This window comes from Streptomyces sp. NPDC104202 (genome assembly GCF_055584185.1).
Map to the genome: position 1 here is coordinate 50,900 of NZ_JBVJMN010000017.1, position 19,924 is coordinate 70,823.

Annotated in this window: 17 protein-coding genes; 9 read left to right on the plus strand and 8 right to left on the minus strand. The window is 71.8% G+C overall.

Features of this window, described 5'->3' with window-relative positions:
• The first annotated feature begins 105 nt into the window (after positions 1-105).
• The 6 genes from ACZ60W_RS14205 (at position 106) to ACZ60W_RS14230 (ending at position 6,328) form a co-directional block, all read left to right on the plus strand.
• Positions 106-510 carry a DUF742 domain-containing protein gene (locus tag ACZ60W_RS14205; protein ID WP_017235980.1) on the plus strand — a complete coding sequence of 135 codons (405 nt, stop codon included), beginning with the start codon at positions 106-108 and terminating at the stop codon, positions 508-510.
• Positions 491-1,072: a GTP-binding protein gene (locus ACZ60W_RS14210; protein ID WP_366308251.1), complete on the plus strand. Its 582-nt coding sequence runs from the start codon at positions 491-493 to the stop codon at positions 1,070-1,072. The genes ACZ60W_RS14205 and ACZ60W_RS14210 overlap by 20 nt, the downstream gene beginning before the upstream one ends.
• A 347-nt stretch (positions 1,073-1,419) precedes the next feature.
• Positions 1,420-4,701 (plus strand): sensor histidine kinase, encoded by a 3,282-nt coding sequence (locus tag ACZ60W_RS14215; protein ID WP_469755592.1) that lies wholly within the window; start codon positions 1,420-1,422, stop codon positions 4,699-4,701.
• 7 nt (positions 4,702-4,708) lie between these two features.
• Complete coding sequence (locus ACZ60W_RS14220) at positions 4,709-5,122, plus strand: roadblock/LC7 domain-containing protein (RefSeq protein WP_026057603.1); 414 nt, start codon at positions 4,709-4,711, stop codon at positions 5,120-5,122.
• Positions 5,123-5,214: 92 nt separating this feature from the next.
• Positions 5,215-5,766 (plus strand): DUF742 domain-containing protein, encoded by a 552-nt coding sequence (locus ACZ60W_RS14225; protein ID WP_469755593.1) that lies wholly within the window; start codon positions 5,215-5,217, stop codon positions 5,764-5,766.
• A complete protein-coding gene (locus ACZ60W_RS14230; protein ID WP_015036414.1) occupies positions 5,747-6,328 on the plus strand; it encodes a GTP-binding protein in 582 nt (193 codons plus the stop codon). The genes ACZ60W_RS14225 and ACZ60W_RS14230 overlap by 20 nt, the downstream gene beginning before the upstream one ends.
• Before the next feature lie 172 nt (positions 6,329-6,500).
• On the opposite strand, the gene ACZ60W_RS14235 is transcribed toward ACZ60W_RS14230, so the two are convergent.
• On the minus strand, positions 6,501-6,701 hold the full coding sequence (locus ACZ60W_RS14235; protein ID WP_469755594.1) for an acyl-CoA carboxylase subunit epsilon: 201 nt from the start codon (positions 6,699-6,701) through the stop codon (positions 6,501-6,503).
• A gap of 51 nt (positions 6,702-6,752) precedes the next feature.
• Complete coding sequence (locus ACZ60W_RS14240; RefSeq protein ID WP_366308243.1) at positions 6,753-8,336, minus strand: acyl-CoA carboxylase subunit beta; 1,584 nt, start codon at positions 8,334-8,336, stop codon at positions 6,753-6,755.
• A gap of 504 nt (positions 8,337-8,840) precedes the next feature.
• Here ACZ60W_RS14240 and ACZ60W_RS14245 point away from each other — a divergent pair.
• Complete coding sequence (locus ACZ60W_RS14245; protein WP_469755595.1) at positions 8,841-9,452, plus strand: YceI family protein; 612 nt, start codon at positions 8,841-8,843, stop codon at positions 9,450-9,452.
• A gap of 138 nt (positions 9,453-9,590) precedes the next feature.
• Entirely contained in the window at positions 9,591-10,694 is a 1,104-nt protein-coding gene (dnaN, locus tag ACZ60W_RS14250; protein ID WP_469755596.1) for a DNA polymerase III subunit beta, read from the plus strand.
• Between the two features lie 19 nt (positions 10,695-10,713).
• Here the strand turns inward: dnaN and ACZ60W_RS14255 are convergent, their stop codons facing one another.
• The 5 genes from ACZ60W_RS14255 to ACZ60W_RS14275 form a co-directional block, all read right to left on the minus strand.
• Positions 10,714-12,051, minus strand: coding sequence for a hypothetical protein (locus tag ACZ60W_RS14255; RefSeq protein WP_469755597.1), 1,338 nt, complete (start codon positions 12,049-12,051; stop codon positions 10,714-10,716).
• A gap of 43 nt (positions 12,052-12,094) precedes the next feature.
• On the minus strand, positions 12,095-13,711 hold the full coding sequence (gene cimA, locus ACZ60W_RS14260; RefSeq protein ID WP_469755598.1) for a citramalate synthase: 1,617 nt from the start codon (positions 13,709-13,711) through the stop codon (positions 12,095-12,097).
• A 281-nt stretch (positions 13,712-13,992) separates the two neighbouring features.
• Positions 13,993-15,324: an MFS transporter gene (locus tag ACZ60W_RS14265; RefSeq protein WP_469755599.1), complete on the minus strand. Its 1,332-nt coding sequence runs from the start codon at positions 15,322-15,324 to the stop codon at positions 13,993-13,995.
• Positions 15,325-15,456: 132 nt separating this feature from the next.
• A complete protein-coding gene (locus tag ACZ60W_RS14270; protein ID WP_469755643.1) occupies positions 15,457-16,002 on the minus strand; it encodes a TetR/AcrR family transcriptional regulator in 546 nt (181 codons plus the stop codon).
• Between the two features lie 139 nt (positions 16,003-16,141).
• Positions 16,142-17,158, minus strand: coding sequence for an agmatine deiminase family protein (locus tag ACZ60W_RS14275; RefSeq protein ID WP_469755600.1), 1,017 nt, complete (start codon positions 17,156-17,158; stop codon positions 16,142-16,144).
• A 211-nt stretch (positions 17,159-17,369) separates the two neighbouring features.
• On the opposite strand from ACZ60W_RS14275, the gene ACZ60W_RS14280 reads away from it, so the two are divergent.
• A complete protein-coding gene (locus tag ACZ60W_RS14280) occupies positions 17,370-18,791 on the plus strand; it encodes a cytosine permease (RefSeq protein WP_469755601.1) in 1,422 nt (473 codons plus the stop codon).
• Positions 18,792-18,794: 3 nt separating this feature from the next.
• Here ACZ60W_RS14280 and ACZ60W_RS14285 read toward each other — a convergent pair whose 3' ends face one another.
• A complete protein-coding gene (locus ACZ60W_RS14285) occupies positions 18,795-19,883 on the minus strand; it encodes a branched-chain amino acid aminotransferase (protein ID WP_469755602.1) in 1,089 nt (362 codons plus the stop codon).
• Positions 19,884-19,924 lie beyond the last annotated feature (41 nt).

Sequence of the window (19,924 nt, forward strand, 5' to 3'; positions counted from 1 at the left end):
CCCCTCCGTACCGCCCTGGGCACTGTTCACCGTCCGGCCGCCCCACCCGGCCCCCCACCGGCCCCATCAGACGGCAGAAGGTTTGCTGTCACGCCCGGAGGATTCATGACCCCGCCCCCCGCCTCTCACGATCCGTACGGCGCCTCAGTCGACGAGTACGGACATGAGGGCGACCAGCCGCTGGTGCGTCCGTACGCGATGACCGGCGGCCGGACCCGGCCGCGCTACCAGCTCGCCATCGAGGCGCTGGTCAGCACCACGGCCGACCCGGCGCACCTCGCCACGCTGCTCCCCGAGCACCAGCGGATCTGCCACCTGTGCCGCGAGGTCAAGTCGGTCGCCGAGGTGTCGGCACTGCTGTCGATGCCGCTCGGCGTCGCCAGGATCCTCGTCGCCGACCTGGCGGAGGCCGGCATGGTGGCCATCCACCAGCCGGGCAACGGAGAGACCGGCGGCACGCCGGACGTGACTCTGCTCGAAAGGGTGCTCAGTGGACTTCGCAAGCTCTAGCGGTGGCTCGGCCCGGTCGACCACCAGCGCGAAGATCGTGGTGGCGGGTGGCTTCGGCGTGGGCAAGACCACGTTCGTCGGCGCCGTCTCGGAGATCAACCCGCTGCGTACCGAGGCCGTGATGACGTCCGCTTCGGCGGGCATCGACGACCTCACGCACACGGGTGGCAAGACGACCACCACGGTCGCCATGGACTTCGGCCGCATCACCCTGGACCAGGACCTGATCCTGTACCTCTTCGGTACGCCGGGCCAGGACCGCTTCTGGTTCATGTGGGACGACCTGGTCCGCGGCGCCATCGGCGCCGTCGTCCTCGTCGACACCCGCCGTCTCGCCGACTGCTTCCCGGCCGTCGACTACTTCGAGAACTCCGGCCTCCCCTTCGTCATCGCCCTCAACGGCTTCGACGGAGCTCAGCCCTACCAGCCCGAGGAAGTGCGCGAGGCGCTCCAGATCGGCCCCGACACCCCGATCATCACCACCGACGCCCGCCACCGCGCGGACGCCAAGAGCGCGCTCATCACCCTCGTGGAGCACGCCCTGATGGCCCGCCTCAAGTAGGGCTGTGGGCGCGACCGGCCGGGGCGGTGTCCCACGCCCCTGCCGGAGTGATCTGTGTCCTTCGACACGACCGCGCGCGCGTTCATAACGTTTCGACAGAGAATTGGGGCGCCTCGGACACCCGATGCATCCGATCGGTGTCGCTGCGCTCACCTGAGCCCCGCCATTTGGCGGGGCTCGCTCTTTATGCCCGTTTTACGCGTGGTCCGGACCGCAAGAAGTCGGCTTGTCCCACTGTTTGGAACGGACCCCCATCACGTGCTGCAATTCATGAACTCCCGAGTAGTACGGCCCTGAACGAAACACCGGCACAACGTAGGTGCCGACGCCGAGAGGTTGTTGGTCGAGTGAGGCGCAGCAAGGAAAGCTCCGCGGAGCACGAGGCGCGGGGCAACTTCACCCCGCCGTCGCGCGCGGCGATGTCGCCCGCGGACGTGCCCGTGACGCCCCCGCCCGTCGAGGCGGCCAAGGGCAGCACCAGCAAGCTCTCGCCCCGCAACTGGCGGGTGCCGACCAGGCTGAACGCGATCCTCCTCATACCCGTGCTGGTCGGCCTCGTCATGGGCGGCTTCCAGGTGAAGGGGTCGATCGACACCTGGCAGGAGGCGCAGGACGCCGAGAAGACGGCGCTCATCGTGCGCGCCGCCTCGGAGTACAGCACCGCCCTGCTGAACGAGCGGGACCTGACCGCCGCCCCGCTGCTCGCCGCGAAGTCCGCCGAGGACCGCAAGAGCGACGAGGTGACGCAGGCGTACGCCGCCACCGACGCCGCCCGCGCCAAGTTCGACGCGGCCGTCGGGAACCTCCCCTCGGGCCAGGGCCTGGAGCGCCGCCTGCGGCTGTTCAAGGACGAGGAGCCCAAGCTCGAAGCGCTCCGCAAGGCCGCCTACACGCGCTCCCTCGACCCGGTGAACACCCAGCTCGGCTACACCGGCGTCCAGCACTACCTGACCGAGTTCTCCAACGAGCTCGGCCTCGGCACCGGCAACGTCACCAGCTACGGCCGCAGCGTCTACGCGATCCAGCTGGCCAAGGGCGCCGAGTCGCTCCAGCGCTCCATCGGCACCCAGCTCCTGGTCCGGCCCAGCCGCCAGGAGACCGTCTTCGCCCAGCAGTCCGTGGCGTTCAACTCGTACAACTACCTGGAGCAGATCGCCCTCGGCGAGTTCTCCTCCGGTGGCATGCCCGAGGACGTCGAGCTGCTGAAGAAGGTCATGGCCGGCAAGGCCACCGAGGGCGCCAAGCGCCTCCAGGCCGCCGGCGTCGAGCTGCCCAAGGGCAAGGACGGGTCGGTCTACTCCGGCGTCGCCTCCGCCATCGGCACCGCCAAGAGCCCCGAGGGCCTCGCGGACCTGAAGCCCAAGGGCATCACGGCCGAGACCTGGATGGCCGTCGCCACCGCCAAGTTCGACGGCTACACGGAGGTCGAGAAGGCCCTCGTGGACAAGGCCGTCGCCGAGGCCGCCAAGATCTCCGACGAGTCCAAGACGGACGCCTGGGTCAACGGCGCCATCGTCGTCGTCGCCCTGCTCGCCGCCTTCATCCTGGCCGGCATGATGGCCCGCCAGATGAGCCGCTCGATGCGCGAGCTGCGGACCGCCGCCTTCGGCATCGCCGAGCAGCGCCTGCCGATGCTCGTCGACCAGCTGTCCCGTACCGAGCCCGGCCGGGTCGACACCCGGGTGCAGCCCATCCCGATCGACTCGCAGGACGAGATCGGCGAGGTCGCCCGCGCCTTCGACCAGGTCCACCGCGAGGCCGTCCGGCTCGCCGCCGAGCAGGCCATGCTCCGGGGCAACGTCAACGCGATCTTCACCAACCTCTCGCGCCGCAACCAGTCGCTGATCGAGGGCCAGCTGACCCTCATCACGGACCTGGAGAACAACGAGGCCGACCCGGACCAGCTGGAGAACCTCTTCCGCCTGGACCACCTGGCCACCCGTATGCGCCGCAACGGCGAGAACCTCCTCGTCCTCGCCGGCGAGGAGCCGGGCCGCCGCTGGGACCAGCCGGTCCCGCTGGTCGACGTCATGCGCGCCGCCTCCTCCGAGGTGGAGCAGTACGAGCGCATCGAGCTGGCCGGCGTCCCGGAGGCCGAGATCCACGGCCAGGCCGTGACCGACCTCGTGCACCTGCTCGCCGAGCTCCTGGAGAACGCCACCACGTTCTCCTCCCCGCAGACCAAGGTCCGCGTCACCGCGACCCGTCTCCCCGACGGCCGCGTGATGGTCGAGATCCACGACAAGGGCATCGGCCTCACCGCCGAGGACTTCGCGGACATCAACCACAAGCTGGCCAACCCGCCTACCGTGGACGCCGCCGTCTCGCAGCGCATGGGCCTCTTCGTGGTCGGCCGCCTCGCCGACCGGCACGGCATCCGCGTCCAGCTCCGCCCCTCGGGCGAGCAGGCGGGGACGACCTCGCTCGTCATGCTGCCGGACGCGATCACGCACGGCGGCGGCGGCGAGCAGCCGCTCCAGGACGACTTCACCGTCTCGCAGATCATCCCGCAGCAGCAGCAGAACGCCTTCGAGGCCGCCCCGCAGCAGCAGCAGCCGATGCTGACCGCGGCGGACCTGGGCTTCGACGACTCGCGCTACGAGCAGCCGGCCGAGGAGGAGCTCCAGCTCGACCCGGTCAACCGCTCGCTGAACCGGGAGGGGCGTCGCGCCGCCCTCGGTGCCCAGGCGCAGTCCGGCGACCGCCCGCTGTTCCGCGACGAGGCGGAGCAGGGCGACGAGTACGGGCACCAGGACCAGGACCAGGCGTACGCGCAGGGTGTCGCGGACCAGGGCCAGGAGTACGCTCGTCAGCAGCCCCAGGAGTACGCGGCGGAGCAGTACCCCGCGCAGGAGTACGGGCAGCCGCAGCAGACCCCGGGCTACGGCCAGGAGTACGCGGCCGGCTACCCCGCGCAGGACGGCTACGACTACCCGCAGCAGGGTTATGAGGCGTACCCGCAGCAGGGCTATGCGGAACCCTCGTACGAGGCCCCGGCGGCCGAACACCAGCAGTACGGGAACGCGTTCGAACCCCAGGCCCACCAGGCGGAGTGGCCGGATCAGAGCGCTTACCAGAACGGCTACGGCCAGGAGTACGGAGCGGAACCGGAATCTGCTCCGAGCGCTCCCGAACAGAGCCGGGAGCGCGTAGGCTTCGACCGTCCGGGTCCGGCTCCCAGCCCCGCCCCGGACGCCGGCCACGCGCTGACCGACGCCGGTCTGCCGCGCCGCGGCAGCGTCGCCCCGCCGACCCAGCAGGTGCCGCAGCAGCAGGCGCCGCAGCAGCCGAAGCCCGCGCAGCCGGAGCAGGGGCAGAACGACGCCGACGGTTCCGACGAATGGCGCTCGACCAACGACGAGCGCTGGCAGCGTGCCGGGAAGCTCAAGGACCCCAAGGCGGGCGGGGTCACCTCGTCCGGTCTCCCCCGGCGGGTCCCGAAGGCCAACCTGGTCGAGGGAACGGCGGAGCAGACGCCTCAGGGCGGCCCCCAGGTCTCCCGCGCTCCCGAGGACGTCCGGGGCAGGTTGAGCAACCTGCGCCGCGGTGTCCAGCAGGGACGCAGCGCGGGAACGGACACGAACGGATCGGGCCTCGGCCCGGGCAGTACCTACAACCAGGAGCGTTAGTGTGAGCATGAGCCAGGCGGCGCAGAATCTGAACTGGTTGATCACCAACTTCGTGGACAACACCCCCGGGGTGTCGCACACGGTGGTGGTCTCCGCCGACGGACTCCTGCTGGCGATGTCCGAGGGGTTCCCCCGCGACCGCGCCGACCAGCTGGCGGCCGTCGCATCCGGACTCACCTCGCTGACCGCGGGCGCGTCCAGGATCTTCGAGGGCGGTGCGGTCAACCAGACCGTCGTGGAGATGGAGCGCGGCTTCCTCTTCATCATGTCGATCTCGGACGGTTCCTCGCTGGCCGTACTCGCCCACCCGGAGGCCGACATCGGTCTCGTCGGGTACGAGATGGCCCTGCTGGTGGACCGTGCGGGCACCGTACTGACCCCGGATCTCCGTGCGGAGCTCCAGGGAAGTCTTCTCAACTAACAGACAGACAGTGCGTTTCGTGCCACCGCACCGTAGGGTGCGGTGGCGCGGCTCCAAGGGACATGGACCGCGAGGCAGTCGGAGGAGGAGACGTGGGAACACCACCGGGCGCGAGCCCTTACAACGGTTATGACGCGCACCAGGCGCCGCAGGGCGACACCGCGCACAACCGGTTCAACTTTCCCTCCGCCCCGAGCAGACAGGGCGCCACGCAGCCGTACGCGCAGCCCCACGCCCCGTCCGCGGCAGCGGGCTCGCCGAGCGCCTCGCGCGGTCCGTCCGCATCGGGAGGTTCCGGCGGGCACAACCCGCTCGTGCGTCCCTACGCGATGACCGGCGGCCGGACCCGGCCGCGCTACCAGCTCGCCATCGAGGCGCTGGTCAGTACGACGGCCGATCCGGCCCGGCTGCAGGGGCAGTTGCCCGAGCACCAGCGGATCTGCCGGCTGTGCTTCGAGATCAAGTCGGTCGCGGAGATCTCGGCTCTTCTCTCCATCCCCCTCGGCGTCGCCCGAATCCTCGTCGCCGACCTGGCCGAGGCCGGACTCGTCGCCATCCACCAGCCGGGCGGCGACGAGGCCGCCGGCGGTCAGCCAGACGTGACACTGCTCGAAAGGGTGCTCAGTGGACTTCGCAAGCTCTAGCGGCGGCGCGGCCCGTTCAACCACCAGCGCGAAGATCGTGGTGGCGGGTGGCTTCGGCGTGGGCAAGACCACGTTCGTCGGCGCCGTCTCGGAGATCAACCCGCTGCGTACCGAGGCCGTCATGACGTCCGCGTCCGCGGGCATCGACGACCTCACCCACACCGGCGACAAGACGACGACGACTGTCGCCATGGACTTCGGCCGCATCACCCTGGACCAGGACCTGATCCTGTACCTCTTCGGTACGCCGGGCCAGGACCGCTTCTGGTTCATGTGGGACGACCTGGTCCGCGGCGCCATCGGCGCCGTCGTCCTCGTCGACACCCGCCGTCTCGCCGACTGCTTCCCGGCCGTCGACTACTTCGAGAACTCCGGCCTCCCCTTCGTCATCGCCCTCAACGGCTTCGACGGGAACCAGCCCTACCAGCCCGAGGAGGTCCGCGAGGCCCTCCAGATCGGCCCCGACACCCCGATCATCACCACCGACGCCCGCCACCGCGCGGACGCCAAGAGCGCGCTCATCACCCTCGTGGAGCACGCCCTCATGGCCCGCCTGCGGTAGTCCCGACGGACGACGGTGAAAGGGCCCCGCACCGGTCTCGGTGCGGGGCCCTTCGCCGTGCGGCCTCCCGCCCTTCGCCGTGCGGCCTCCCGCCGTGCGGCGTGCGGCTTCCCGGACACGCCGAAGGCCCCCGCTCCGGGTGGAGCGGGGGCCTTCGGGGTGCTCGGGGGGCTCAGCGCCAGCTGTGCGGGGCGCGGAAGCCGTGCTCGCGCTCCAGGCGGCGCCAGCCGGCCGTGGTGCGGGCGTGGTGGTCCGTGGCGGCCTCGTCGGGCCGGGCGGCCGCGCGGGCGAGCAGCACGGCCGTGATGGCGGCGAGCTCCTCGGGGTCGGCGTGGCCCTTCTCGACACGGAGCAGGTTGGCTGATGTGGTCACGTGAGTGGCTCCTCTGGCTGGGAAGTCCTGCGGAGGGCGGGGAGGGAAGTCCTACTGGGGCGGGTTGCCGTGCTTGCGCGACGGCAGGTCCGCGTGCTTGGTGCGGAGCATCGCGAGGGACCGGATGAGCACCTGGCGGGTGTCGGCGGGGTCGATGACGTCGTCGACCAGGCCGCGCTCCGCCGCGTAGTACGGGTGCATCAGCTCGGCCTTGTACTCCTTGACCATGCGGGCACGCATGGCCTCGGGGTCCTCGGCCTCGGCGATCTGCTTGCGGAAGATCACGTTGGCGGCGCCCTCGGCGCCCATGACCGCGATTTCGTTGGTGGGCCAGGCGTACGTCAGGTCGGCGCCGATGGACTGGGAGTCCATGACGATGTAGGCGCCGCCGTACGCCTTGCGCAGGATCAGCGAGATCCGGGGCACGGTCGCGTTGCAGTAGGCGTACAGCAGCTTCGCGCCGTGGCGGATGATTCCACCGTGCTCCTGGTCGACGCCCGGAAGGAAGCCGGGGACGTCCAGAAGGGTGATGATCGGGATGTTGAAGGCGTCGCACATCTGCACGAAGCGGGCGGCCTTCTCGGACGCCTCGATGTCGAGGACGCCGGCCAGCGACTGGGGCTGGTTGGCGACGATGCCGACGACCTGGCCGTCGAGGCGGGCCAGGGCGCAGATGATGTTGCGCGCCCAGCGCTCGTGGACCTCCAGGTAGTCGCCGTCGTCGACGAGCTCCTCGATGACCTTGTGCATGTCGTAGGGGCGGTTGCCGTCGGCGGGCACCAGGTCGAGCAGGACCTCGGAGCGGCGGTCCGCCGGGTCCTCGGAGGCGACGGTCGGCGGGTTCTCGCGGTTGTTCTGGGGGAGCATCGAGAGGAGGTAGCGCACCTCGGCGATGCAGGTCTCCTCGTCGTCGTACGCGAAGTGCGCGACGCCGCTGGTGCCGGCGTGGACGTCGGCGCCGCCGAGGCCGTTCTGGGTGATCTCCTCGCCGGTGACCGCCTTGACGACGTCCGGGCCGGTGATGAACATCTGCGAGGTCTCGCGGACCATGAAGACGAAGTCCGTGAGAGCGGGCGAGTAGGCCGCGCCACCGGCGCACGGGCCGAGCATGACCGAGATCTGCGGGATGACGCCCGAGGCCCGGGTGTTGCGCTGGAAGATGCCGCCGTAGCCGGCGAGGGCGGAGACGCCCTCCTGGATGCGGGCGCCGGCGCCGTCGTTGAGGGAGACCAGCGGGGCACCGGCCGCGATGGCCATGTCCATGATCTTGTGGATCTTGGTGGCGTGGGCCTCGCCCAGCGCGCCGCCGAAGATCCGGAAGTCGTGGGCGTAGACGAAGACCGTGCGGCCCTCGACCGTGCCCCAGCCGGTGATGACACCGTCGGTGTAGGGCTTCTTGGCCTCCAGGCCGAAGCCGACGGCGCGGTGGCGCCGCAGCTGCTCGACCTCGCTGAAGGAACCAGGGTCGAGCAGCAGCTCGATGCGCTCGCGGGCCGTCAGCTTGCCCTTGGCGTGCTGGGCCTCGGTGGCGCGGTCGCTCGGGCCGCGGAGGGCCTGCTCGCGCAGGACGTGCAGCTCGGCCACTCGGCCACGGGCGTCAGCGGGCTCGCTCGGGATCTGGTCCACAACGGTCATGTACCGACCCTACGAAGTCACCCCCGAAAACTCCGCCGTCGACTCCGTACAGTCTCGCGTGTCGATTCCTGGTGGGGCTGTACAGAACCATCACCTGTCACAGCCGAGTCGACAGCCAGATACCCCCTGTGGTTGTAGGGGTCCCACATAGACGGAAAATCGGCGGGTCGGTCGCCTTCCGGGTGACCGGGAGGGCGACCGCCTGACCATAACGCCTCGCGGGTGGCGCCGTGGGCCGAGTCCGCGCGGAGGAAGCGGACGTTCCCCCGGCCGGCGCGCTCGCCGCCACCGCCACCCGCCGCCGTCGCCGTCGCCGCTGCCGTCGCCGCTGCCATCGCCATCGCCATCGCCATCGCCATCGCCATCGCCATCGCCAGGGCCAGGGCCAGGGCCAGGGCCACCGTCGCCGTCGGCGGCCGTTTTCCATAGATGTTGAATGTTGAACGGAATAGGGCTACAGTCGTTCTCGTTGAAGGTTCAACAAACACCGACAAGGAGCACGTCATGGGTCTCTTCACCCGCAAGAACAACGAGTCCGCCACCGCCGTCGCCACCCTCCCCGTGGACCCGGCCCTGGCCGCCCTGACCGGCGAGTACAGCATCGACCCCGCGCACAGCAGCATCGGCTTCACCGTCCGCCACGCGATGGTGACCAACGTCCGCGGCACCTTCGCCGAGCACGAGGGCGCGCTGAAGCTGGACGGCGCGAACCCGGGCGCCTCCACCGCCTCGATCGACGTGAAGATCGCCTCCGTCGACACGGGCATCGGCGACCGCGACGGCCACCTGCGCAGCGGCGACTTCTTCGACGCCGAGCAGTTCCCGCTCATGACGTTCCGCTCCACCGAGGCCGCGCAGCTGGGCGGCGACAAGTACCGGATCACCGGCGACCTGACCATCAAGGACGTCACCAAGCCGCTCTCGATCGACCTGGAGTTCAACGGCACCGCCACCGACGTCTACGGCAACGAGCGCGTCGGCTTCGAGGGCTCGGCCGAGATCCTGCGCTCCGAGTGGGGCCTCACCTGGAACGCCGCCCTGGAGACCGGCGGCGTGATGGTCAGCGACAAGGTCAAGCTGAACTTCGACATCTCCGCCATCAAGAACGCCGCCTGACCCCGGCCCCACCCCTCCGGATCCACACGAGCGCGCCCGCCCTCCGCACCCGCGGAAGGCGGGCGCTCGGCGTTCCCGGCGGCCGCCCGCCCCCGAGGACGGGCGCCGCTGTCAGTGGTGCCCACTAGCGTCGCCGGCATGGAATTCCGCATCGACAGCGCCGTGTTGACCGAGGCCGTGACCTGGGCCGCCCGGGTCCTGCCCGCCCGCTCCCCGCTGCCCGTCCTCGGCGGGCTGCTGCTGGAGGCGGCGGACGGCCGGCTGCGGGTCTCGGGCCTCGACCACGAGGCCTCCGCCCGCGTCGAGGTCGAGGCCGACACCGTCGTCCCGGGCCGGGCACTGGTCCTCGGCCGGCGCCTGGTCGACATCTGCAAGGTGCTCCCCCGGGGCCACGCGGAACTCGCCGTGGAGGGCGCCCGGCTCTCGGTGACCTCCGGCGACGCCCGCTTCGGCCTCTCGCTGCTGCCCCTCGACGACTACCCGGCCGCCCCGGCGCTGCCCGAGGTCCGCGGCCTGGTGGACGGGGACGCCTTCGCGACGGCCGTCGGACAGGTGGCCGTCGCCGCCGGCCGGGACGACTCGCTGCCCGTGCTGACCGGCATCCGGCTCGCCCTGGACGGCGACACGATGACGCTGGCCGCCACCGACCGCTACCGGTACGCCGTCCGCGCCCTGGAGTGGAAGCCCGAGGCGGGCGGCGCGGGCGAACCCGCCGACGTGGTCGTCCCCGCCCGACGCCTCAGCGAGATCGCCCGCTCGCTCGCCGGCGCCGGCCCGGCCCGGCTCGCCCTCGACTCGGGTTCCCTGGGCTTCGAGAGCGCCGGCACCCGCGCCACCACCCGGCTGCTCGACGGCCGGCTCCCCCGCCACGACAAGCTCTTCGCGCTCGGCGACCACGCCCTCGCGGTGACCGCGGGGGGCCCGCTCACCGAGGCGGTCCGCCGGGTCGCGGTCGTCGCCGAGGGCGACAGCCCGGTCCAGCTGGCCTTCTCCGCCGCGGGCCTCCACCTCCAGGCCGGATACGAGGACGACGTCGCCTCCCAGCGCCTGCCCGCCACCCTGACCGGGGCGGCGTCGATGACGGTCGCCTTCAACCCGGGGTACCTCCTGGACGCGCTCGGCGCGCTGGACGCCCCCGAGGTCCGCTTCCACCTCCTCGGCCCCGGCCAGCGCGCCCTGCTGACCGACGGCCCGGACGGCACCCACCGCCATCTGCTGATGTCGGTGAAGCCGCTGATCTGAGACGGGAGGGCCCGCCGGGTCAGAACCCGCCGCCGCCGTCGAAGCCGCCGCCCCCGCCGAAGTCCCCGCCGCCCCCGAAGTCCCCGCCGCCGAAGTCGCCGGAGCCGAAGTCGCCGCCGGAGAAGTCGCCGCCCTGGAACTCGCCGCCCCCGTACTCGGCGGCGTAGGCCGGGGTGGCGAGCGCGGAGCCGAGCATGGTGCCGACGAGGAGGCCGGGGAGCATCCCGCCGCCGAAGTACCCGCCGGCCCAGGGGCCGTAGGCCGGGCCCGCCTCCCAGTACGGGCGGCGGCCGCCGTCGGTCTCCACGGTGCGGGCGACGGGGTCGAGCCCGTCGTCGAGGCGGGCCCCGTCGGCCGCGCAGACCGGGACCCGGCGCGGCGCGCCGGCGGCCGGGGTCCACTCCCGGTCCCCGACGGCGGGGCCGTGGCGGGGGTCGAAGAAGCACGGGGGCCGGCGCTCCGGCAGGGGCCGGTTCTCGCGCCGGGCGGCCAGGACGGCGAGGGAGTAGCGGCCGTCCTCCAGCGCCTGGGTCACCGCGCGGACGTCGTGGGGGCGGGCGGCCGCGGCCATCAGCGACTTGGCCCGGTCGTACGCGTCGAGGGCGCGTTCGTAGTCACCGCGCATGGCGTCGTCGGCGCCGGGCTCGGCGGGGTGGAAGTCGAGGCGTTCGAGCTCCTCGCCGAAGGCGGTGATGTCCTCGTCGACGACCACGCGCAGCCGGTCGAGGGCGGCCCGCTCCTCGGCCTCCTTGCGGAGCCGGTTGCGGCGGACGACGGCGTAGGCGCCCGCGCCGCCCGCCACGACGACCGCGCCGAGGGCGACGAGGCCGGCGACGGGGACCCCGGAGTCCGCCGCCGCGGAACCCCAGGAAGCGGGGGCGGAGCCGCGCAGGACCGGGAGGGCCTGGTCGACGAAGTCGTTCAGCTCGGTGGCGGCGTCGGCGCCCGGCTGCCGTACGGAGGTGACGAGGTTGTCCACGGCGTCCCGGGACATCACCGCGCGGTCGGCGCGGGCATCGAAGCCGTCGCCGAGCCGGATCGCGTACAGGCCGGTGATGCCGGTCCGCGTCCGCAGGTTCTGGAAGAGGTCCTCCGGCGGGAACTGTCCGTTCGCGGGCAGCACCGCCACGAAGAGCGGCTTGTCCGCGTCCTCGATCTTCTGCGCGAGGGCCTTCGCGTCAGCCGCGGAAAGCTGGTCGGCGGCTCCCGGGTCGACGTAGACCGGGCCCTGTCTCAGGGCGGCGGCCGCATCGGGTACGCCCGTGGCCCTGGCGCCCGCGAGGGGGGCCAGGACCAGCAGCAGGAGCATCGTCAGCCCCGCGAGGGCCGACCCGGTGGACATCGCCCTGGTCCTCATGGTTCGACGCTACCCGAACAGTGTCGAACTGGACATGGCCGGACTATTCGGCGGGGTCGATGCCGGCGCGCAGCAGCCCGTAGGTGAAGGCGTCCTCCAGGGCCTGCCAGGAGGCGGCGATGACGTTCTCGCCGACGCCGACCGTGGACCACTCGGTGTTGCCGTCGCCGGTGGTGACCAGGACCCGGGTCGTCGACTCGGTGCCGTGGCGGCCCTCCAGGATGCGGACCTTGTAGTCGACCAGCTCGAACTTGGCCAGCGGCGGGTACATGCGCTCCAGCGCCACCCGCATCGCCCGGTCCAGCGCGTTGACGGGGCCGTTGCCCTCGGCGGTGGCGACGATCCGCTCGCCCTTGGCCCAGAGCTTCACGGTGGCCTCGTTGGCGTGGGTGCCGTCGGGGCGGTCCTCGACGATCGCGCGCCAGGACTCCGTGCGGAAGTAGCGGCGGGCCCGGCCCTCGGCCTCCTCGCGGAGCAGCAGCTCGAAGGAGGCGTCGGCGGCCTCGTATGTGTAGCCCTGGAGCTCGCGCTCCTTGACCCGCTCGACGACGCGGCCGACGAGGGCGCGGTCGCCGCCCAGGTCGACGCCGAGCTCCTTGCCCTTGAGCTCGATGGAGGCGCGGCCCGCCATGTCGGAGACCAGCATCCGCATGGTGTTGCCGACCAGCTCGGGGTCGATGTGCTGGTAGAGGTCCGGGTCGACCTTGATCGCCGAGGCGTGGAGTCCGGCCTTGTGGGCGAAGGCGGAGACGCCGACGTAGGGCTGGTGGGTGGAGGGGGTCAGGTTGACGACCTCGGCGATCGCGTGCGAGATGCGGGTCATCTCGGCGAGCGCGCCCTCGGGGAGGACCTTCTTGCCGTACTTCAGCTCCAGGGCCGCGACGACCGGGAAGAGGTTGGCGTTGCCGACCCGCTCGCCGTAGCCGTTGGCGGTGCACTGGACGTGGGTGGCGCCGGCGTCGACGGCGGCCAGGGTGTTGGCGACGGCGCAGCCGGTGTCGTCCTGGGCGTGGATGCCGAGGCGGGCGCCGGTGTCGGCGATGACGGTGGCGACCACGGCCTGGATCTGGGCGGGGAGCATGCCGCCGTTGGTGTCGCAGAGGATGACCACGTCGGCGCCGGCCTCGTGGGCGGCGCGGACGACGGCCTTGGCGTAGTCGGGGTTGGCCTTGTAGCCGTCGAAGAAGTGCTCGCAGTCGACGAAGACCCGGCGGCCCTGGGCGGTCAGGTGGGCGACGGTGTCGCGGACCATCTCCAGGTTCTCGTCGAGCGTGGTGCGCAGGGCCAGCTCGACGTGCCGGTCGTGGGACTTGGCGACCAGGGTGACGACCGGGGCGCCGGAGTCGAGGAGCGCCTTGACCTGCGGGTCCTCGGCGGCATTGCCGCCGGCCCGGCGGGTGGCGCCGAAGGCGACGAGCTGCGCGTTCTTGAACGCGATCTCCTGCTGGGCGCGGGCGAAGAACTCCGTGTCGCGCGGGTTGGCGCCGGGCCAGCCGCCCTCGATGAAGCCCACGCCGAAGTCGTCGAGGTGACGTGCGATGGTCAGCTTGTCCGCGACGGTGAGGTTGATGCCTTCACGCTGCGCCCCGTCGCGCAGCGTCGTGTCGAAGACATGGAAGCTGTCGTCGAGGGGCGCGCTCTCGGCGTTCTCCGTGGTCATGACTGTGATGGCTCCTGTCGGATGTGGCTCCGGAAGTCTGGATCCACTTGCCCCCATTCTCACGCGTCGTCCGTTTCCGGCAGGGGTGGGGCCGGAAAACGAAAAAACCCCTCGCGGGTGCGAGAGGTCTGCGCGCGGGTCTGGGGCACGGTGTCCACCGCCGCGGGGGTCGTGCCGCGATTCAGTGGCCACTGCGGACCGGCGCGCTGCTGCCGATAATCATCGTGGTAGCAAGCACGCCGGAAGTCTGACACAGGTGGTGTCCCGGCGGGACGGGGATCTCACGATACGGGCAGGCGGTCCGGCTCGCGGCCGGGCAGGGCGTCACCGCCGTCCGTGCCGACCCGCCCCAGGTCGATGTCCCGGGTCTCCCGCATCGTGAGGTAGACGACCAGGGAGACGGCCGCGCAGCCCGCCACGTACCAGGAGAAGCCCGACTCGACGCCCGCGTCCTTGAACCAGAGGGCCACGTACTCGGCCGTTCCGCCGAAGAGGGCGTTGGCGACGGCGTACGGGAGGGCGACGCCGAGGGCGCGGATGCCGGTGGGGAAGAGCTCGGCCTTCACGCAGGCGTTGATCGAGGTGTAGCCGGTGACGACGACCAGCGCGAGCAGCGAGAGCCCGAGGGCCGGCCAGAAGGAGCCGGCGTGCTTCAGCATCGTCAGGATCGGGACGGTGAGGAGCGTGGAGCCCACCGCGAAGGTGATGAGCAGGGGGCGGCGGCCGATGCGGTCGGAGAGGCGTCCGGCGAGCGGCTGGAGGCAGGCGAAGACGATGAGGGCGCAGAAGGAGACCAGGGTGGCGGTCTGCTTGGGGAGGCCTGCGGAGTTGGAGAGGTACTTGGTGAGGTAGGTGGTGTACGTGTAGTACGCGACGGTGCCGCCCACGGTGAGCGCGACGACGAGGAAGGCCTCGCGCCGGTGCGCCCAGAGCGCCGTGAGGGTGCCCTTCCGGTCGCTCGCGACCCCGTCGTCGGCGGTCGTCTCGTACACCTCCGTCTCCAGCATCGTGCGGCGCAGGTAGAAGACGACGGCCGCGCCGAGGGCGCCGAGGACGAAGGGGATGCGCCAGCCCCAGCTGTGCAGGGCCTCGGTGGAGAGGGTGTGCTGGAGGACGAGCAGCAGGCCGAGGCCGAGGATCTGGCCGGCGGTCATCGACACGTACTGGAAGCTGGAGGCGAAGCCGCGGTGCTCGGGGGCCGATGCCTCGGTGAGGTAGGTGGCGCTGGCGGCGTACTCGCCGCCGACGGACAGTCCCTGGAGGAGGCGGGCGACCAGGAGGACGGCGGCGCCGCCGTACCCGGCGACGGCGTAGGTGGGCGCGACCGCGATGAGGAGTGCGGAGGCGGACATCAGGGTGACGGTGAGGGTGAGGGCCGCCTTGCGGCCCCTGCGGTCGCCGACCCGGCCGAGGAGCCAGCCGCCGACGGGCCGCATGAAGAAGCCGACGGCGAAGATGCCGGCGGTGTTCATGAGTTTGGCCGTCTCGTTCCCCTCGGGGAAGAACGCCCCCGCGAAGTAGGTGGCGAAACTGGCGTACACGAACCAGTCGAACCACTCGACCATGTTGCCGGCGGAGCCGACCCAGATCTTCTTCCAGTGCTCTCGTCCCATGGACCGGAACCGTGCCGGAGGTGACGCCGGGGCAACAAGGGTGCAGCGGGCAACGATCCCGTGTACTTGCGTGCGTTGTGGTCGCGGCCCGGGCGGGGGGTGACGGCGGGCCGGCGCGCGGCCAGGCCGCCACTAGGCCCGCGGCAGCAGGCCCTGCTCGATGAACTCTCTTACGTGTGCCAGGACTTGCTCGCGTCCGGTGCCGGGCACGCCGACGGCGACGTGCACGCTGAAGCCGTCCAGGAGCGCCCTCGTGCGGGTGGCGAAGCGGTCCGGGTCGACCGGCCGGAACTCGCCGCGCGAGACGCCCTCGGCGAGGATCGCGACCAGGTCGCGGTGCCAGGCCCCCTCGATGGCGGCCTGCCGGACCCGGGCGTCGGCGTCCGCGTTCTGGGACCGGTTCCAGACCTCCAGCCAGAGGATCCAGTGCGGATCGCGCGGGCCGTCGGGCACGTAGACGTCGACGTACCCGTCGAGCCGCTCGCGGGCGGTCCCGGGCCGGGAGAGCAGGGCGCTGCGCTCCGCGCCGAGGCGCCCCTCGCTCCACTCCAGGGTCTGGAGCAGCAGCTCGTCCTTGGTGCGGAAGTAGTAGAGCAGGTGCCCGCTGCTCATCCCGACCTGCCGCCCGAGCCCCGCCATGGTGAGCCCGTCGAGCCCGCGCTCGGCGATGGTGTCCATGGCGGCGGCGAGCAGCTCCTCGCGGGGCGGGGCGGCCTGGTTGCGCCGGCGGGGCGGGGCGGCCGCGACGGAGGGGCGGGAGGGGTCGGAGGGGTCCATACGGGTCACTCGTACGTTCTACCTCATCCCCCGTCCGGCCTCAGACCTTCGGCTGCTGCTGGGTGATGCAGTGGATGCCGCCGCCGCCGGCGAAGATCGTGCGGGCGTCGACCAGGACGACCTCGCGCTCCGGGAAGAGGCGGCGGAAGATCTCGGCGGCCAGCTCGTCGTGCGGGTCGTCGAAGGCGCAGAGGACGACGCCGCCGTTGCACAGGTAGTGGTTGATGTACGAGTAGTCGACCCAGTCGCCCTCCTCGTCCTTCAGGACGGTGGGGGCCGGGATCTCGATGACCTCCAGCGGGCGGCCCTGGGCGTCGGTCTCGGCGCGCAGCAGCTCGACGTAGAGGCGGGAGCGCTCGTGGTCGGGGTGGGCCGGGTCCTGCTGGCTGTGGACGAGGACCGTGCCGGGGCGGGCGAAGGCGGCGACGATGTCGACGTGGCCCTGGGTGCCGTAGAGGCCGTAGTCGCCGCTGAGGCCGTGCGGGAGCCAGATCGCCTTCGTCGTGCCGAGCTTGGCGTGGATCTCGGCCTCGACCTGCTCGCGGGTCCACCCGGGGTTGCGGCCGGCGCCGAGCTGGACGGTGTCGGTGAGCAGGACGGTGCCCTCGCCGTCGACGTGGAGGGCGCCGCCCTCGTTGACGAGGGGGGAGGAGAGGACCGGGACGCCCGCCGTGTCCGCGACGTGCCGGGCGATCTTCGAGTCGTGCTCCCAGCGGGCCCAGTCCTGGGCGCCCCAGCCGTTGAACACCCAGTCGACGGCGGCCAGCGCGGTGCCGTCGGTGACGAAGGTCGGGCCGATGTCCCGCATCCAGGCGTCGTCGAGTTCGCGCTCGACGAGCTCGACGTCCGGGCCGAGGAGCGCGGCGGCCGACTCGGTGTCGCCGGGGGCGACCACCATCGTCACCGGCTCGAAGGCGCGGACGGCACGGGCCACCGACGCCCACGCGGCGCGCGCCTCGGCGAGCTCCTCCGCGTTCGTGAAGGTGGGGTTGGTGCTGGGCCAGGCCATCCAGGTGCGCTCGTGCGGCATCCACTCGGCGGGCATACGGAAGGTCATCGGAAGTCCTTGGGAGGCTCGGACGAAGTCGAGGCGCGGGTCGGCCCCGGAGGGGCGGAAGCGCGCGTTCCCGCCCGCCGCCGCGCCGACATCTTTGAGCAACACTCTAAATGCTTATTCACAGTCTTCCAAGGATTGACGTGCGGGACGGGCTGAGGTCACATTGAGCGTCACTCTAAATCAGTACCGCTCCCGTCCCCCAGGAGGCCGCATGCCGATCGAACAGCGCGGAGTCGACACCATCCCCGAGGCCGAACGCACCAGCGGCCCCCGCGACCTCGTCTCGATCCTGCTCGGATCCAACCTCTGCCTGGGCGTCATCGTCTTCGGCTGGCTCCCGGTCTCCTTCGGCCTCGGCTTCTGGGCCTCGGTCACGTCCGTCGTGACCGGCACCCTCGCCGGCGTCGCCGTCACCGCACCGCTGGCGCTGGTCTCCCTCCGTACGGCCACCAACCTCTCCACCTCCTCCGGCGCCTTCTTCGGCGTCCGCGGCCGGCTCGTCGGCTCGGTGGTCGGCCTGCTGCTCTCCCTCGGCTACACGGCGCTGACCCTCTGGATCGGCGGCGACGTCATGGTCGGGACCCTCGCCCGGCTGGTCGGACTACCGACCGGCGGAGCGGCGCACGCCGCCGTGTACGCGCTGCTCGCCGCCTGCACGGTGGTCGCCGCCGTGTACGGCTACCGGCTGCTGCTCCGGCTCAGCAAGGCGCTCGCGGTCGTCATGACCGTGCTGCTCGCCGTCGGCATCGCCGCCTACGCCGGGGACTTCACGACCGCGGCCGTGGCGGACACCCCGTACCTGCTCGGCTCGTTCTGGCCGACGTGGCTGTTCTCCGCGGTCGCCGCCGGGCTCAGCGGACCGGTCGCCTTCATCACCCTGCTCGGCGACTACACCCGGTACGTCTCCCCCGAGCGCCACAGCCCGCGGAAGGTCTGGCGGGCCACGTGTCTCGGCCTCGTCGTCGGCCTGCTCGTCCCCCAGCTCTTCGGCACGTTCACCGCGCTCGCGTCCCGCGGCGGGCTCGACTACGCGGGCCCGCTCGTCGCCGCCTCGCCCGCCTGGTACCTGGTACCGCTGCTCCTCGCGGCCACCGCCGGCTCCGTCGGCAACGCCGGCCTGATGCTGTACTCGATGGGGCTCGACCTGGACGCGATCCTGCCGAGGGCCACCCGCGCGCACGCCACGCTCGTCGTCGCGGCGGTGGCGACGGCCTTCGTCTTCCTCGGCCACTTCGCCTCGGACGCGCAGACCGCGATGACCTCGTTCGTCCTGCTGCTCACCGCGATCGGCACCCCGTGGGCCGTGATCACCCTGATCGGGCACGCGCGGTGCGGCGGCACGTACGACCCGGAGGCGCTCCAGGTCTTCAACAACCGCTCGCGCGGCGGGATCTACTGGTTCTCGGCGGGCTGGCACCCGCGCGCCACCTTCTCCTGGGCGGTCGGCGCCGCCGTCGGCCTCGCCTCGGTGTCGACACCCCTCTACGAGGGGCCGCTGCTCGCCCTCACGGGCGGGATCGACTGCAGCTTCGTCCTCTCGGGCATCGTCGGCGGCGCCCTGTACGCCGTCCTGACGGCGAACAGGGCCCCCGGGACCGTGAAGGCCCCGGAAGCCCTGGCGGCGACCGAATAGGGGCTAGCCCAGCTGGTGCATCCAGCCGTGGACGTCCTCGGCCTTGCCGGTCTGGATGGCGAGGAGCGCCTCGCGGAGCTTCATCGTGACCTCGCCGGGCTCGCCGCCCGAGTGGTGCCACTCGCCCCGGGCGGACTTCACGGTGCCGACCGGGGTGATCACGGCGGCGGTGCCACAGGCGAACACCTCGGTCAGGGTGCCGTTCGCGCTGTCGTCCTGCCACTGGTCGATGGAGATCCGCGCCTCCTCCGACTCGTAGCCGAGGTCCTCGGCGACCCTGAGGAGCGAGTCGCGGGTGATGCCCGCGAGCAGCGAGCCGGTGAGGGTGGGTGTGACGATCTTGTTCCCGTACACGAAGTACAGGTTCATGCCGCCCAGCTCCTCGACCCACTTGTGCTCGACGGCGTCGAGGTAGGCGACCTGGATGCAGCCCTTCTCGGCGGCCTCGGCCTGGGCGAGCAGGGAGGCGGCGTAGTTGCCACCGGTCTTGGCGTCGCCGACGCCGCCGGGGACGGCGCGGACGCGGTCCTCGGAGGCCCAGATGGCGACCGGCTTGACGCCCGCCGGGAAGTACGCGCCGGCCGGGGAGGCGATGACCACGAACAGGTACTCGTTGGCCGGGCGGACGCCCAGGCCGACCTCGGTCGCGATCATGAACGGACGCAGGTAGAGGGACTCCTCGCCGCCGTGCGCCGGCACCCACGCCTGGTCCTGGCGGACGAGGGCGTCACACGCCTCGATGAAGGTCTCGACGGGAAGCTCCGGCATGCCGAGCCGGCGCGCGGAGTACTGGAAGCGGCGGCCGTTGGCGTCGGGGCGGAAGGTGGCGACCGTGCCGTCGGGGCGGCGGTACGCCTTCAGGCCCTCGAAGATCTCCTGCGCGTAGTGGAGGACGCTGGTCGCCGGGTCCAGGTGCAGCGGGCCGTACGGCACGAGCTGCCCGTCGTGCCAGCCGCGGCCCTCGGTCCACCGGATGGTGACCATGTGGTCGGTGAAGTGGCGGCCGAACCCGGGGTTGGCCAGGATCGCCTCGCGCTCCGCGTCGGACAGCGGGCTGGAGGAGGGCTTGAGCTCGATGGTGGGCGTCGTCATGAGTGCGTGTCCTTCACCGGTTGTGTGTGTCGGACCGCGCT

Bases quoted from the DNA above. Each gene is read 5' to 3' on its own strand.
- ACZ60W_RS14205 (WP_017235980.1), top strand. From the start codon at position 106: ATGACCCCGCCCCCCGCCTCTCACGATCCGTACGGCGCCTCAGTCGAC.
- ACZ60W_RS14220 (WP_026057603.1), top strand. From the start codon at position 4,709: ATGAGCCAGGCGGCGCAGAATCTGAACTGGTTGATCACCAACTTCGTG.
- ACZ60W_RS14240 (WP_366308243.1), bottom strand. From the start codon at position 8,336: ATGACCGTTGTGGACCAGATCCCGAGCGAGCCCGCTGACGCCCGTGGC.
- ACZ60W_RS14245 (WP_469755595.1), top strand. From the start codon at position 8,841: ATGGGTCTCTTCACCCGCAAGAACAACGAGTCCGCCACCGCCGTCGCC.
- dnaN (WP_469755596.1), top strand. From the start codon at position 9,591: ATGGAATTCCGCATCGACAGCGCCGTGTTGACCGAGGCCGTGACCTGG.
- ACZ60W_RS14255 (WP_469755597.1), bottom strand. From the start codon at position 12,051: ATGAGGACCAGGGCGATGTCCACCGGGTCGGCCCTCGCGGGGCTGACG.
- cimA (WP_469755598.1), bottom strand. From the start codon at position 13,711: ATGACCACGGAGAACGCCGAGAGCGCGCCCCTCGACGACAGCTTCCAT.
- ACZ60W_RS14265 (WP_469755599.1), bottom strand. From the start codon at position 15,324: ATGGGACGAGAGCACTGGAAGAAGATCTGGGTCGGCTCCGCCGGCAAC.
- ACZ60W_RS14270 (WP_469755643.1), bottom strand. From the start codon at position 16,002: ATGGACACCATCGCCGAGCGCGGGCTCGACGGGCTCACCATGGCGGGG.
- ACZ60W_RS14275 (WP_469755600.1), bottom strand. From the start codon at position 17,158: ATGACCTTCCGTATGCCCGCCGAGTGGATGCCGCACGAGCGCACCTGG.
- ACZ60W_RS14280 (WP_469755601.1), top strand. From the start codon at position 17,370: ATGCCGATCGAACAGCGCGGAGTCGACACCATCCCCGAGGCCGAACGC.
- ACZ60W_RS14285 (WP_469755602.1), bottom strand. From the start codon at position 19,883: ATGACGACGCCCACCATCGAGCTCAAGCCCTCCTCCAGCCCGCTGTCC.